Genomic DNA, 13,218 nt, shown 5'->3' with positions numbered 1-13,218 from the left:
ACGTCCTGCCCCCGGCGCCCCTCGTTATCGTCACTCAGCTTCGTTGCGGTCCATCAGCCGGTAAAGGCCTGGAGGCCGGTCTGGGAACGGCCGAGGATCAGGGCGTGGACGTCGTGGGTGCCCTCGTAGGTGTTGACGGCCTCGAGGTTCATCACGTGGCGAATCACGTGGTACTCGTCGCTGATGCCGTTGCCGCCGTGCATGTCCCGGGCGACGCGGGCGATGTCCAGGGCCTTGCCACAGTTGTTGCGCTTGATCAGCGAGATCGCCTCCGGCACCAGCTGTCCGTCGTCGATCATGCGCCCGACACGCAGCGCCGCCTGCAGGCCCAGGGTGATCTCGGTCTGCATGTCGGCGAGCTTCTTCTGGATCAGCTGGTTGGCGGCCAGCGGACGGCCGAACTGCTTGCGCTCCAGGGTGTAGTCGCGACCGGCATGCCAGCACGCCTCGGCGGCGCCCATGGCGCCCCAGGCGATGCCGTAGCGGGCGCGGTTGAGGCAGGAGAAGGGTCCCTTGAGTCCCTTGACGTGGGGCAGGCGCTGCTCGTCGGAGACCTCCACGTCCTGCATGGCGATCTGGCCGGTGATGGAGGCGCGTAGGCTGAACTTGCCCTCGATCTTGGGCGCGCTGAGGCCCGGCATGCCCTTCTCGAGGATGAAGCCGTTGATCACCCCCTCGTCATCCTTGGCCCACACCACGAAGACATCGGCGATGGGCGAGTTGGTGATCCAGGTCTTGGTGCCGTTGAGGCGCCAGCCGTTCACAGTGCGGGTGGCGCGAGTGGCCATGCCACCCGGGTCGGAGCCGTGGTCGGGCTCGGTGAGCCCGAAGCAGCCCACCCACTCGCCGCTGGCCAGTTTGGGCAGGTACTTCTCGCGCTGCTCCTCGCTGCCGAAGGCGTGAATGGGGTACATCACCAGGCTCGACTGCACGCTCATGGCGCTGCGGTAGCCGGAGTCGACGCACTCCACCTCGCGGGCGATCAGGCCGTAGCTGACGTAGTTGAGGCCGGCACAGCCATAGCCGTCGATGGTGGCGCCGAGCAGGCCCAGCTCGCCCATCTCGTTCATGATCTCGCGATGGAATATCTCGTGGCGGTTGGCCTCGAGTACCCGCGGCAGGAGCTTCTCCTGGCAATAGTCCCGGGCGGTCTGGTGGACCATGCGCTCCTCTTCCGAGAGCTGGTCGACGAGGCGGAAGGGGTCGTCCCAGGTGACGGGGGTGATCTGGCTCATGGCGGGCTCCTGATGGTGGCGGCTCAATAATATCTACATTTCTGACAAATGTAGACCAGGAGCACCGCCCTGCCAAGTCCTGGTGGCAAAAAACTCCTCAGCGATAGCGCGCGAGCACCACCCGGATCTGCCACCAGGCGACCAGTGCCATCAGCAGGTTGGCGACGAGCATGCCGGAAAAGATCCCGGTGGTGCCGGCCAGACGCCCTCCCAGCCAGGCCAGGGGGACGCTGAGCACGAACAGCCGCACCACCGAGAGGCGCATGGCCCGGGCCGGTCGATGCAGGGCGTTGCATGACGATACCGCCAGGATCACCACGCCCTGGGCACCCAGGCCCAGGGGCACCAGCCACAGGAAGGTGCGCAGCACCTCCCCCACCGCCTCGCGCTCGGCGTAACCTGCCACCAGCCACGGTGCCAGCCCCTGCAGGATGGCCCACACCAGCAGCTGCCAGAGCAGCACGAACAGGAAGCAGCCGAAGATGGCGCGACGCACCCGGTCGTACTGACCGGCACCGGCATTCTGGCTGACCAGCGGCGAGAGGGTCATGGAGAGCCCCAGCACGGCGATCTGGGCGAACGCCTCGATACGGGTGCCGACACCGAAGCCGGCCACGGCGTGGTGGCCGTGGCCGGCGACGATACGCGTCAGCAGGCCCATGGCCAGCGGCGTGAAGACGCTGGTCAGGGCCGCAGGGCCGGCGATGCGGCCGAGCTCGCGCCAGGAGTCGAGCAGCCCGGCTGGAGTGAGCCCGGCCAGGTCGAACAGGCCGCGCAGTTCGCGCTGGAAGACCAGGGTCACCGCCATCAGGCCCCAGCTCAGCACCGTGGCCAGCGCCGCACCGGAGACACCCATGGCGGGAATCGGCCCCACGCCGAAGATCAGCCACCAGTCCAGCACCACGTTGACCAGGGCGGCCAGCCCCATCATCAATCCCTGGGTAACGGTATTGCCGTGGGCACGCAGGATGCTGTTGAGCACCCGGGGCACGATCATCGCCGCGGCGCCGAAGTACCAGACGCCCATGTAGTCGCGAATATGCGGCAGCAGGGTGTCATCGGCACCCAGCAGCCGGAACAGCGGTTCGAGGGTGGCAAGGCCCAGCAGTGTCATCAGCACACCGACCACCAGTCCCAGCAGGGCGGCATCGGTGGAGCGACGGCGCACCGCCGTGAACTCCCCGCGCCCCAGGCGCCGCCCCACCACCGCCGAGGTGCCTATCCCCAGGCCGATGGCCAGGCTGATGACGGTGAATACCACCGGGAAGGTGAAGGAGACCGCCGCCAGTTCCTCGGTGCCCAGCCGCGAGATGAACCAGGTATCCACCAGGTTGAAGCTCAGCATGGCGATCATGCCGCCGATCACCGGCAGGGTCTTGCGCAGCAGGGTAGCGGCGATGGGGCCTTCCAGCAGTTCGCGGCGGGCAGGGCGCGGCGGTGCAGCGCCAGGGGAAGCAGTCATGGGCAGCCTACTTGGTATCGATGTAGCGGTGGTCGTTGAAGGTCGCCACCCAATGCGGGTGATAGACCAGCAGGATGCTCATCAACATGCCGGTGATGAACGCCTCGGAGGGCATCAGCAGTGGCAGGAAACGGGCATACTCCAGCGCCTGGTAGAGGGCGTGGGCATCGCTGGCGCCGAGCAGCATCAACCCCACCGCGGCAAGGCCGGCGGCCAACGAGGTGAGTGCGGCACCGAAGAAGCCGCAGACGAACAGGAACACCATCAGGTTGTCGGGCAGGAAGCGATCCACCAGTCGCCAGATGATCACCATGGTCAGCGCCGGCATGACCCCGGTGACCAGCACGTTGACCCCCAGCAGCGGCCAGGCGACCCGGCCCGTCACCACCATCGCCAGATTGATCAGCAGCAGGGAGAGCAGCGCCAGGGGCGCCTTGAACACCAGCACCAGCAGCGCGGTGAACATCAGATGCAGGGTCAGCCAGTCCACCGCCTGGGCGCGCAACTGCCACATCAGCAGCACCGCTACGCTGGCGGCCAGCCAGCGATGTTGGAGGCCGCTGTCGGCGAGTAGCGCGCGCCAGGGGCGCTGCAGCAGGGCAAGGGCCAGCACAGCGAAAGCGATCAGCGAGGCGATGACCAGCAACCAAGGGGCCAGCACCGCATCGGAAAAGGACATGGACGCCTCCCGCCGTCAGGCAAAGACCACGGTCTTGTTGCCATGGATCAGCACGCGATCCTCGAGGTGCCAGCGCAGGCCTCTCGCCAGCACCGCCTTCTCGACATCACGGCCGAAGCGCACCAGATCATCGGGGGTATGGCAATGGCTGACGCGATGGATGTCCTGTTCGATGATCGGTCCGGCGTCGAGTTCGGCGGTGACGTAGTGACAGGTGGCACCGATCAGCTTGACCCCGCGCTCGTAGGCCTGGTGGTAAGGCTTGGCACCGGCGAAGCTGGGCAGGAAGCTGTGGTGGATATTGATCACCCGGCCGGCATAACGCTCGCACAGGGCCGGCGGCAGGATCTGCATGTAACGTGCCAGCACGATGCAGTCCGCACGAGCTTCCTCGACCAGGCGTTCCACCTCATCGAAGGCCGCCTGCTTGTCGTCGGCCGGCACCGGTACATGGTGATAGGCGATGCCGTGCCACTCCACCAGGCCACGCATGGCCTCGTGGTTGGAGATCACCGCGGCGATCTCGCAGTCGAGCTCCCCGGCGGTCCAGCGGTAGAGCAGGTCCACCAGGCAGTGGGACTCCTTCGAGACCATCAGCACCACCCGCGGACGCTGCCGGGTATCGGTCAGCGCCCAGGTCATCTCGAACTCAGTGGCGATGGGCGTGAAGGCCTCGCGCAGCGCCTCCGGCGGCATGCCGATGGAGTCGGCCAGGATCTCGTAGCGCATGAAGAAGCGCCCCGTCTCGAGATCGGAGTGCTGGCTCGCCTCGGTGATCGAGCCGCCGTGGCCGGCGATGAAGCCGGAGACGCGGGAGACGATCCCCACGCGATCGGGACAGGAGACCACCAGGCGATAATAATGTGACATGTCGAGCTCCAGGCTATGGCGAGACGGGCGCAACAGTGTAGCGAAAACAGCGAGTTCCGGCATCCGCCGGACGCCGCGCGTCAGGACAATCGCAGTTAGCCATGCGGCCATAGCGAAAGGCGCCGGGGACAGGTCGTAGAGGGGGTCCTATGCCAGGGATGGCATCGGTAGCGCCCAAGGAGGGGTTCACAGCGCCCCCTCGAAGGCCTGTCGCCGGGAAAGCCTTGAGCGGTGCTTCCATCTGCAATAGCCCTGCGCCGCGCGTTGTGGGCCCCGGCGGGCTTCCCGTATAGTGAAACCGCCATGTCCCAGGAAATTCCCTCCGCGATGCCCAAGCCTCGAGTCCAGATCCGCCCACGCCGCCGCCCTCCCCTGCGCTTCCTGCCGCTGGGCGGCTGCGGCGAGATCGGCATGAACCTCAGCCTGTATGGCTATGGTGATGAAGGCCAGGAGGGCGCCTGGATCGCGGTGGACTGCGGCATGATGATCCGCCAGGACCTGCCGGACTCGCCGCTGCAAGTGCCCAACCTGGCCACCCCGGAGACGCTGGGGATCGTGCCGCGGGCGCTGGTCATCACCCATGGTCACGAGGATCATATCGGCGCCGCCGCCTGGCTGTGGCCGAAATGGGGCTGCCCCATCCACGCCACACCGCTGGCCGCCGGCCTGCTGCGCGCCAAGTTCGCTGAACGCGGACTCTCCACCGACGCCATCCAGGTGATCGAGCCCGGCGAGGCGATGGAGACGGGGCCCTTCACCCTGCGTTTCCTGCCGGTGACCCACTCCATTCCCGAAAGCTGCTCGCTGCTGATCACCGCCGGCGAGCACCGCGTCCTGCATACCGGCGACTGGAAGCTCGACCCCGAACCGCTGCTCGGCGCCCCGATCTCCCCGGCCACCTTCCGTGCCATCGCCCCGGTGGACCTGGTGGTGGGCGACTCCACCAATGCCCCGATGCCCGGCGACTCACGCAGCGAGGGCGAGGTGGCCAAGGCCCTGGAGCACGCCATCGCCCGCTGCGAGGGCCGGGTGGTGGTCTCCTGCTTCGCCAGCAACCTGGCCCGGGTGCTGGCCATCGGTCGCGCCGCCGAACGCTGCGGACGCCGGGTCAGCCTGATGGGTCGCTCCATGGAGCGCATGGTGGCGGTGGCCCGCGGTCTCGGCTACCTGAACGACTTCCCCCCCCTGGTGCCCAGCAGCGACCTCGGCTACCTGCCCCCCGAGGAGGTTCTGGTGATCGCCACCGGCAGCCAGGGGGAGCCGCGCGCCGCGCTGCAGCGACTGGCCCGGGGGCGCCATCGCTCACTGGAGCTGGGCCCCGGCGACAGCGTGATCTTCTCGGCCAAGGCGATCCCCGGCAACGAACTGCTGATCGAGCGGCTGAAGCGGGGGCTACGCCATCTGGGCATCGAGATCCTCGACGAGTTCAACCACCCCGAGCTGCATGCCTCCGGCCACCCGGCCCAGGAAGAGCTGCGCACCCTCTACGGCTGGGTGCGGCCCCGCTACCTGCTGCCGGTGCACGGCGAGCCGCGCCACCAGCAGGCCCACCGCGAGATCGCCGAGGAACTCGGCATCCAGGCACCGCTCTCTCCCCTGAACGGCGACATGATCCGCTTCGATGCCGACGGCCTGACCCTGGAAGGCCGCCATCCCCAGCCCCCCTGCATCGTCAACCAGAACGCCGTGGCGCCGCTCCCCGGGCTGGGTGGCCACCACGGCGAAGGCAGCCGCCATGGCAGCCTCTACCTGGCACTGTCGGTGGCCGCCACCGAGGAGGGAGGCTGGACTCGCATCGGTCGACTGATGCTCGACGCCGGTGAAGTGCAAGCCTTCGACGAGACCGACTTCTGCGACTGGCTCGACGATGTCCTGGAATCGCTGCGCGCCGAGACCCTGGCCGATCTGCGGCTGGCCCTGCAACCACGACTGATTGCCTGGTTCGCCGACCACCTGCGTCGTCTTCCCGAGATTCACCTGCAGATTCTCGCCATGGAGGCCCCGGCCACCAGCCACTCGGGATAGGGCTTCACGCCGGAATACCTGCGCCTGGCAATGCCCCAGACAATGAAAAAGCCGCTCATCGAGAGCGGCTTTTTCTTACTGCTGGCACTGCCCGAGGCCTTACCCCTTGCTGGCGTTCTTGGGCGGACGTCCGCGCTTGCGACGCGGCGGCTCCACTACCAGGTCATCCACCGAAAGTCCCGCCTCGTTGATCGCCTCAAGGATCTCGGAGCGCTTGCGCTCCTTCTCGGCCTCCTCCTCCTGGCGCTGCTGCTCCTCGTCCTTCTTCTGTTCGATGACCTCCTCGATCACCTCGGCAAGCTTGTGCAGCTGCTCCATGCTGAGCTGACGGGCCGCGGCGCGTGCCACGTTCTTGTTGCGAGCGATGCGCTCCAGGGTTTCGCTGGACATCAGTCCCTCCTGAGCTGGATTTGCGAGACGGGTGCGGTACGGTTACATCGTGAAAAGTATATGCAGTGACCACCGCTTGGCAAGAAAAGTCGACGGAAATTCTGCCGTAAAACAGCCGAAAAAGTCGCCACACAGAGGGCGTTTAACAGGATGCAAAAGCGGCACCCGAGGGCGCCGCTGATGGTAGGCAAGAAGCGAGTCAGCCTCGCCGTGGCGCCTCAGCCACCGGTCATGTTCATGAACCGAACCACCTGCACATCCCCGTCGGTGGTGAAGTGATGACGCTCGGGCTTGAGCGGCATGGCGGCAACGATGGCATGCTTGAGGGCATCCATATCACCCGGATGAGCACGCAGCACGCGGCGCAGGTCCACGGAGTGTTCATTGCCGAGACACAGCAGCAGTCGCCCCTCGACGGTCACGCGAACCCGGTTGCAGGTGGCGCAGAAGTTGTGGCTATGCGGCGAGATGAAGCCGATCCGGGAATCACTGTCGGCCATGCGGAAATAGCGTGAGGGCCCCAGGGTCGACTCCGTGGTGGGGGTCAACGGATAGCGACGCTCGATGATCTCCTGCACCTCGTCACTGGAGCAGAAGGTCTCGGCTCGGCTGTGATCGGAGACATCCCCCAGCGGCATCTCCTCGATAAAACTGATATCGAGCCCCTCGTTGCGGGCAAATTCGACCAGGTCGAGCACCTCGTCATCGTTGCGCCCCTTGAGGATCACCGCGTTGAGCTTGATGCGCTCGAAGCCCGCCTCCCGGGCAGCTCGAATGCCGTCGATGACCCGGTCGAGATCTCCGGTGCGGGTCAATTGACGGAAGCGCTGCGGGTCGAGGGAATCGAGGCTGATGTTGAGACGCTTGAGTCCTGCATCACGCAGCCGAGACGCATACCTGGGCAGGCTGGCGCCATTGGTGGTCATGGCGAAATCCCTGAGTCCGGGCAGACCGCCGATCTGCTCGACCAGGGAATCGATGTCGCGCCTGACCAGTGGCTCGCCGCCGGTCAGGCGCACCTTCTCCACGCCCAGCTCGACGAAGGCACGAGCCACCATCGCCAGCTCCTCCAGAGTGAGGACCTGGGCCCGCGGCAGGAAGGTCATCTCCTCGCTCATGCAGTAGACACAGCGAAAATCGCAGCGGTCGGTCACCGAGATGCGCACATAGTTGACGCGTCGTCCGAAATCGTCGATCAGTTCGCGAGGCAGAGTCGTCATTGGGGGTGTCTCCCGTTTCAAGCTTCCCAGCGGCGGGCATCCGCATGATCGGAGTGTCTTTCCGATACCCAGTAATCGCCGTCGCTGGCATGCTCCTTCTTCCAGAATGGCGCGCGCGTCTTGAGGTAGTCCATGATGAAGTCGCAAGCCTCGAAGGCAGCACGTCGATGGGCACTGGCGACCACTACCAACACGATAGGGTCACCCGGGGTCAGTCGTCCAACCCGATGGATCACGCGGACCGCATCCAGTGGCCAGCGCCCCTGTGCCTCCTCGACGATGGCCTCGAGCGCGGACTCGGTCATCCCGGGATAGTGTTCCAGGGTCAGCGCCGTCACCTCGGGGCGCTCGTTGAAGTCACGCACCAGACCGGTGAAGCTGACCACCGCCCCGATATCGGTGCGCCCGGCCAGCAGCGCCTGCTGCTCGGTGCCGGCATCGAAGGGGGCCTCCTGCACTCGAATCATCGCTCAGCCTCCGGTCACCGGCGGGAAGAAGGCGACCTCATCCTCGTTGGTCACCGGCGTGGCATCGCTGGCCATCACCTGGTTGACCGCGCACAGCACGCGCCCCTCATCGAGTCGCGAGAAGCGCGGGTCGAGCACCTTGAGGGCCGCCTTGAGGCCGGCCACATCGGAGCGTTCCAGGCTGTCCAGGGGCACCGCGATCTCGCCCACGCCGAGGCGCTCGCGCAACTCGGCCAGGCACTTGACACGGATACAGGGAGAGGCGATGTCGCAGCGGCTGCCGAGACTGACCTCGCCGGCCTGTCCCTCGCCGGTGACGATGGGCGCGGGTCGCGACTCGAGGGTATCACGACGGTAGTCACCGGAGCGGCCGCCGCTCTTGGACTCGAGCTGGATGGCGCCGATCTCCATGGACTTGTCCACCGCCTTGCACATGTCGTAGAGGGTCAGGCAGGCCACCGAGACCGCGGTGAGCGCCTCCATCTCGACGCCGGTGCGACCATTGAGGCGGCAGGTGGCGGTGACCTCGACGCAGCTCTCGGCCTCGTCGAGGCGGAAGTCGACCGCCACCTTCGAAAGCGCCAGGGCATGACAGAGCGGGATCAGTTCGTGGGTGCGCTTGGCCGCCTGGATGCCGGCGATGCGTGCCGTGGCCAGCACGTCGCCCTTGGGCAGGCCACCCTCGGCGAGCAGCGCCAGGGTCTCGGGACGCATATGGATGCGACCGGAAGCGGCGGCCTCTCGACGGCTCTCCGGCTTGTCGGCGACATCGACCATATGGGCCTCACCGCGCGCATTGAGATGGGTCAGGGACATGGGAAACGGCACCTCATGGCAGTCGGAACAGGGGTTGAATGGTGACGCTTTCGCCCGCGGCCACGCTGGCCCGGGCGTCGTCGATCTCGATCAGGCAGTTGGCCCGCACCATCGAGGAGAGGATGCCGGAGCCCTGGGCGCCACCGTCGCGCACCACCAGGCGGCCCTCGCCATCGCTGCGGTAGATGCCGCGCAGGTAGTCGACGCGCCCCTCGCGGCTGCGCAGCGGCTGCTCGGCCACCGCCGTCAGCCGCTGCGGCCAGGCCTCCTCGCGACCCTGCAGCCGAGCCAGCAACGGCGCGGCGAACTGCAGGAAGGTCACCATGCTGGCCACCGGATTGCCGGGCAGCCCCAGGAACGGCACCCCGCGAGCGCCCAGCCGTCCGCAGGCCAGTGGCCGCCCGGGGCGGATGGCGATCTTCCAGAAACCCAGCTCGCCCTGCTCGAGGAGCGCCGCCCGGGTATGGTCGGCATCGCCCACCGAGACACCGCCGCTGGAGAGCACCAGGTCTGCCTCGACGGCGGCGCGCGCCAGGCCATCGGCGATGGCGCCACGCTCGTCGGGGAGGATGCCCAGATCGATCACCTCTCCGCCATGCTCCTCCACCAGCGCCATCAGCACAAAACGGTTGGCATCGAAGATGCCGGCGGCGGGTAGCGGCTCACCCGGGGCGGCGACCTCGTCGCCGGTGGAGAAGAGCGCCACCCGAGGGCGACGCACCACCCTGGCCTCGGCGAAGCCCAGGGAGGCGATCAGGCCCAGCTCGGCGGCCCCCAGGCGGCTTCCGGCGTCCAGTGCCACCGCGCCGCGGGGAATATCCTCGCCGGCCTGGCGCACGTTCTGGCCGCGGCGCACGCGCTCGGGCCGCTCGACCCGGACACGCACCGCGCCATCGGCCCCGTAATCGATGGCCAGCTGCTCACGCATGATCACGGTATCGGCGCCGGGAGGCAGCGGCGCGCCGGTGGTGATCCCGGCGCACTCGCCGTCGGCCAGGGGGCGCTGGGCGTCGTGGCCGGCGAAGATCTCCGCTACCCTCAGGAATCCATAGATTGGCAACGCTTCGGGCCAGGCCAGGGCCACGCCATCCATGGCGGCATTGGTGTTCTGGGGCACGTCGATGGGGGCGATGAGCGGTTCGGACAGTACCCGGCCGCGCAGTGAATGCAGCGCAACGCACTCGCTGGGCCACGGCCCCTCGGCCAGCGCCAGCACCTCGGCACGGGCCTCCTCCACGGCCAGCATGCGCTCACCCAGTTCGAAGCAGGAGAGGCTCATGACGGCATCCCCTCCCCCACCGCTCGTGGCTGGCGCTCGGCGGGCCAGCGCGCCGGCCAGGCAGCGATCCAATCGGTCAGGGCCGGCAGGTCGTTGAGATCCAGGCGCTCGACCCCATCGGGCAGGGACAGGGGCGCGTCCGTGGCCACGGCGCGCACCCAGCGGTCCTCGGCCACCCGCAGGGGCTTGCCCAGTGCCGGGCGATACAGCTCCAGCTTGGGCAGCGGCCAGGCCTTGAAGCCTTCCACCAGCACCAGGTCAGGACGCTGGGGCGCCACCATGGCGAGCAGCGCCGCGAGGTCGGCCTCCTCCTGGTCCGGGGTCTCCATCATCAGCGCCAGCCGGGACCGGGAGGCCACCAGCATGGGGCTGGCACCGGCCTGGCGCAGGCGATGACTGTCCTTGCCGGGCTGGTCGACGTCGAAGGCGTGGTGGGCATGCTTGATCACCGCCACACGCAGCCCCCGCTCACGCAGGCGCGGCAGCAGGGCCTCGAGGAGCGTGGTCTTGCCGGTACCGCTCCAGGCCGCGATGCCCAGCAGCGGCAGGTGCTCATCCAGGGGCAGGTCGTCCACAGGTGAATTCATCGCTTGGCGGGCTCCTCGGCCAGCGCCTGCTCCAGGCGGTGTTTCTCGTCCTGGGTATTGAGGTTGGCAAAGGCCCCCTCCCCCTCGGGGAAGTCCACCTGCACCCAGGCGTGGCGGGCGTACCAGCGGTCGATCTTGCGCTCGCCGTCGGCCAGGGCCGCCGCCAGGTCGTCGGCCAGGGCGGTGCGGATCAGCGCCACCACCGGATGTAGGCGCTGGCCATCACCGGCCACGGCGATGTCGGCCTCACCGATACCGGCCACCAGGCGCGCCACCAGGTCGTCGGGCAGCGCCGGAGTATCACAGGGGACCACCAGCAGCCAGGGCGTGCGCGCCGCCCGCAGACCACTGTAGATGCCCATCAGCGGGCCCTGGTAACCCGCTTCGGCGTCCTCGATGACGCGATCGGCGAACTCGGCGTAGGTGTCAAGGCTGCGGTTGGCATTGACCAGCAGCTCGGCGACCTGGCCCGCCAGGCGCTCGCGCACATGGGCCAGCAGCGGACGGCCGGCAAAAGGTACCAACCCCTTGTCGACGCCGCCCATGCGGCGCCCCTGGCCGCCGGCCAGGATCAATCCGGTGAGGTCGTGTTGCGGGATCATCGAAGGTCTCCATCTCATCCCTTCATGATGCCTGAGCCAGCCGCCGGGTGCCACGCCGAAGCGCCGCGCAAGTCATTGTCCTGACGCGCATCAAGTCGTCGCCACCGGATGGCTCCTGACATCGGCAGACGACGCTTACCGGGGCCGCCGAGAGCCGCTATCATATGTGCAGTTTTCTTGACAGGATGCCACATGCAAGCGGAAAGCGGATTCGACGTGGGCGGCCGGCTGCGCCAGTTGCGCCTGGCCCGCGGCCTCTCCCAGCGCGAGCTGGCCAAGCGCGGCGGCGTGACCAACAGCACCATCTCGCTGATCGAGCAGAACAGCGTCAGCCCCTCGGTGAGTTCCCTGAAGAAGATCCTCGACGCCCTGCCGGTATCGATCAGCGCCTTCTTCGCCGGCGACGAACCCAGCGCTCCCCAGACGTTCTACCGAGCCCGGGAACTCACCGAGATCGGTGACGGCCGCCTGTCGTTTCGGCTGGTCGCAGCACGGCGACCCGAGCGGCACATGTCGATCATCCATGAGCGCTACCCCCCGGGGGCGGATACTGGCGAGGAGATGCTCGAGCACGCCGGTGAGGAAGGCGGCGTGGTGGTGGCCGGCGAGATCGAGATCACCGTCAACGGCGAGAGCGAGGTACTCGGCGTGGGCGACGCCTACTACTTTGACTCCCGCCTGCCCCACCGCTTCCGCAACACCGGTGAGAAAGAGTGCGTGATCGTCAGCGCCAATACCCCGCCCGGCTTCTCGGACGGCGGCCAGGAGTTGCATCACGCCTGAGGCGTCCGCCTCAGGCGGCCTCCTCCAGCGGGCGCCGCCGCGGACTGGCCAGGATGCGCCGCAGAACCCCCCAGGCGGCGAGACCGGCCATCAGGTTGCCGATGGCGGCACCGACGGCCAGGCCGAGGAGCCCACCCAGCCAGGCACCCAGCGCCAGACAGGGCAGGTAGAAGATGAACAGCCGCGCCCCCGACATCAGCATGGCACGCAGCGGCCACCCCAAGGCGTTGCCCGCCGAGACCACGATCATGCACACGCCGAGTGCCGCGTAGCTGGGCAGCAGGAAACGGATCAGCAGCGCCAGGTCGTCGCGCACCTCGGGATTTCCGGATAGCGCCAGCGCCACCCAGGGGGCAGCAGCGGCCATCACCAGTCCCAGGAGCAGCTGCCAGGCGACGATGACCCGCAGCGCCAGGCGCATCAGGCGATGGATCTGCGCCCAGTCGCCGGCGCCATAGCAGCGCCCCAGCCAGGGCGGCAACGACATTGTCATGGCCAGCACCACCATCAGCGACAGGGTCTCCAGACGGCTGGCCAGGCCCCACGCGGCCACCTGGGCCTCGCCCAGGCTCGCCACCACGGCAATCGCGAGCATCGCCGCCAGCGGCGGCATCAGCTGGCTGACCATGGCCGGCCCGGCGATGCCGGCGAAGGGCCGCGCCGAGGCGCGCAACTCCTCGAGCAGCCCTTCCCGCGCCAGCCAGTCGGTCTCGCCGATACGCCAGCCCAGCACCCCCAGCCCCACGCCGAAGGCGATCGCCGTGGCCCAGGCGGCACCGGGCAGCCCCAGCCCCTCCCAGGAC

General features: G+C 67.9%; 14 protein-coding genes. 2 read left to right on the top strand and 12 right to left on the bottom strand.

Features of this window, described 5'->3' with window-relative positions:
• Window positions 1–53 precede the first annotated feature (53 nt).
• The 4 genes from LWH48_RS01610 to purU form a co-directional block, all read right to left on the bottom strand.
• The gene (locus LWH48_RS01610; RefSeq protein ID WP_232911037.1) at window positions 54–1,235 is read right to left on the bottom strand and encodes an acyl-CoA dehydrogenase; all 1,182 of its coding nucleotides are present in this window, start codon (window positions 1,233–1,235) and stop codon (window positions 54–56) included.
• Window positions 1,236–1,332: 97 nt separating this feature from the next.
• Window positions 1,333–2,697: an MATE family efflux transporter gene (locus LWH48_RS01605; RefSeq protein ID WP_232911036.1), complete on the bottom strand. Its 1,365-nt coding sequence runs from the start codon at window positions 2,695–2,697 to the stop codon at window positions 1,333–1,335.
• Between the two features lie 7 nt (window positions 2,698–2,704).
• On the bottom strand, window positions 2,705–3,376 hold the full coding sequence (locus LWH48_RS01600; protein WP_232911035.1) for an energy-coupling factor ABC transporter permease: 672 nt from the start codon (window positions 3,374–3,376) through the stop codon (window positions 2,705–2,707).
• 15 nt (window positions 3,377–3,391) lie between these two features.
• Window positions 3,392–4,246 carry a formyltetrahydrofolate deformylase gene (purU, locus tag LWH48_RS01595; protein ID WP_232911034.1) on the bottom strand — a complete coding sequence of 285 codons (855 nt, stop codon included), beginning with the start codon at window positions 4,244–4,246 and terminating at the stop codon, window positions 3,392–3,394.
• A gap of 411 nt (window positions 4,247–4,657) precedes the next feature.
• Here purU and LWH48_RS01590 point away from each other — a divergent pair, with 411 nt between their 5' ends.
• On the top strand, window positions 4,658–6,271 hold the full coding sequence (locus LWH48_RS01590; RefSeq protein WP_232911144.1) for a ribonuclease J: 1,614 nt from the start codon (window positions 4,658–4,660) through the stop codon (window positions 6,269–6,271).
• Between the two features lie 99 nt (window positions 6,272–6,370).
• Here LWH48_RS01590 and LWH48_RS01585 read toward each other — a convergent pair whose 3' ends face one another.
• From LWH48_RS01585 to mobA, 7 genes are all read right to left on the bottom strand, one after another.
• Window positions 6,371–6,661 carry an H-NS family histone-like protein gene (locus LWH48_RS01585; protein ID WP_161432821.1) on the bottom strand — a complete coding sequence of 97 codons (291 nt, stop codon included), beginning with the start codon at window positions 6,659–6,661 and terminating at the stop codon, window positions 6,371–6,373.
• A 218-nt stretch (window positions 6,662–6,879) separates the two neighbouring features.
• Entirely contained in the window at window positions 6,880–7,872 is a 993-nt protein-coding gene (gene moaA / locus LWH48_RS01580) for a GTP 3',8-cyclase MoaA (protein WP_232911143.1), read from the bottom strand.
• Window positions 7,873–7,898: 26 nt separating this feature from the next.
• Entirely contained in the window at window positions 7,899–8,348 is a 450-nt protein-coding gene (gene moaE, locus LWH48_RS01575; protein ID WP_232911033.1) for a molybdopterin synthase catalytic subunit MoaE, read from the bottom strand.
• A gap of 3 nt (window positions 8,349–8,351) precedes the next feature.
• Complete coding sequence (moaC, locus tag LWH48_RS01570) at window positions 8,352–9,164, bottom strand: cyclic pyranopterin monophosphate synthase MoaC (protein WP_161432819.1); 813 nt, start codon at window positions 9,162–9,164, stop codon at window positions 8,352–8,354.
• A gap of 13 nt (window positions 9,165–9,177) precedes the next feature.
• Entirely contained in the window at window positions 9,178–10,443 is a 1,266-nt protein-coding gene (moeA, locus tag LWH48_RS01565) for a molybdopterin molybdotransferase MoeA (protein ID WP_232911032.1), read from the bottom strand.
• Window positions 10,440–11,030 (bottom strand): molybdopterin-guanine dinucleotide biosynthesis protein B, encoded by a 591-nt coding sequence (mobB, locus tag LWH48_RS01560; RefSeq protein WP_232911031.1) that lies wholly within the window; start codon window positions 11,028–11,030, stop codon window positions 10,440–10,442. The genes moeA and mobB overlap by 4 nt, the downstream gene beginning before the upstream one ends.
• The gene (gene mobA / locus LWH48_RS01555; protein ID WP_232911030.1) at window positions 11,027–11,632 is read right to left on the bottom strand and encodes a molybdenum cofactor guanylyltransferase MobA; all 606 of its coding nucleotides are present in this window, start codon (window positions 11,630–11,632) and stop codon (window positions 11,027–11,029) included. Before mobA ends, mobB begins: the two co-directional genes overlap by 4 nt.
• 192 nt (window positions 11,633–11,824) lie before the next feature.
• Between mobA and LWH48_RS01550 the strand changes: the two genes are divergently transcribed.
• The gene (locus LWH48_RS01550; RefSeq protein ID WP_232911029.1) at window positions 11,825–12,415 is read left to right on the top strand and encodes a cupin domain-containing protein; all 591 of its coding nucleotides are present in this window, start codon (window positions 11,825–11,827) and stop codon (window positions 12,413–12,415) included.
• 10 nt (window positions 12,416–12,425) lie between these two features.
• On the opposite strand, the gene LWH48_RS01545 is transcribed toward LWH48_RS01550, so the two are convergent.
• Window positions 12,426–13,218, bottom strand: a 793-nt coding sequence (locus tag LWH48_RS01545) for an MATE family efflux transporter (RefSeq protein ID WP_269816052.1), incomplete at its 5' end; no start/stop codon positions are given.

Source organism: Halomonas sp. G15, assembly GCF_021282295.1.
In the GTDB taxonomy this organism is placed as follows: Bacteria; Pseudomonadota; Gammaproteobacteria; order Pseudomonadales; family Halomonadaceae; genus Halomonas; species Halomonas alimentaria.
This window is presented reverse-complemented; position numbering and strand designations above follow the sequence as displayed.

Bases quoted from the DNA above. Each gene is read 5' to 3' on its own strand.
- LWH48_RS01610 (WP_232911037.1), bottom strand. From the start codon at position 1,235: ATGAGCCAGATCACCCCCGTCACCTGGGACGACCCCTTCCGCCTCGTC.
- LWH48_RS01605 (WP_232911036.1), bottom strand. From the start codon at position 2,697: ATGACTGCTTCCCCTGGCGCTGCACCGCCGCGCCCTGCCCGCCGCGAA.
- LWH48_RS01600 (WP_232911035.1), bottom strand. From the start codon at position 3,376: ATGTCCTTTTCCGATGCGGTGCTGGCCCCTTGGTTGCTGGTCATCGCC.
- purU (WP_232911034.1), bottom strand. From the start codon at position 4,246: ATGTCACATTATTATCGCCTGGTGGTCTCCTGTCCCGATCGCGTGGGG.
- LWH48_RS01590 (WP_232911144.1), top strand. From the start codon at position 4,658: ATGAACCTCAGCCTGTATGGCTATGGTGATGAAGGCCAGGAGGGCGCC.
- LWH48_RS01585 (WP_161432821.1), bottom strand. From the start codon at position 6,661: ATGTCCAGCGAAACCCTGGAGCGCATCGCTCGCAACAAGAACGTGGCA.
- moaE (WP_232911033.1), bottom strand. From the start codon at position 8,348: ATGATTCGAGTGCAGGAGGCCCCCTTCGATGCCGGCACCGAGCAGCAG.
- moaC (WP_161432819.1), bottom strand. From the start codon at position 9,164: ATGTCCCTGACCCATCTCAATGCGCGCGGTGAGGCCCATATGGTCGAT.
- moeA (WP_232911032.1), bottom strand. From the start codon at position 10,443: ATGAGCCTCTCCTGCTTCGAACTGGGTGAGCGCATGCTGGCCGTGGAG.
- mobB (WP_232911031.1), bottom strand. From the start codon at position 11,030: ATGAATTCACCTGTGGACGACCTGCCCCTGGATGAGCACCTGCCGCTG.
- mobA (WP_232911030.1), bottom strand. From the start codon at position 11,632: ATGATCCCGCAACACGACCTCACCGGATTGATCCTGGCCGGCGGCCAG.
- LWH48_RS01550 (WP_232911029.1), top strand. From the start codon at position 11,825: ATGCAAGCGGAAAGCGGATTCGACGTGGGCGGCCGGCTGCGCCAGTTG.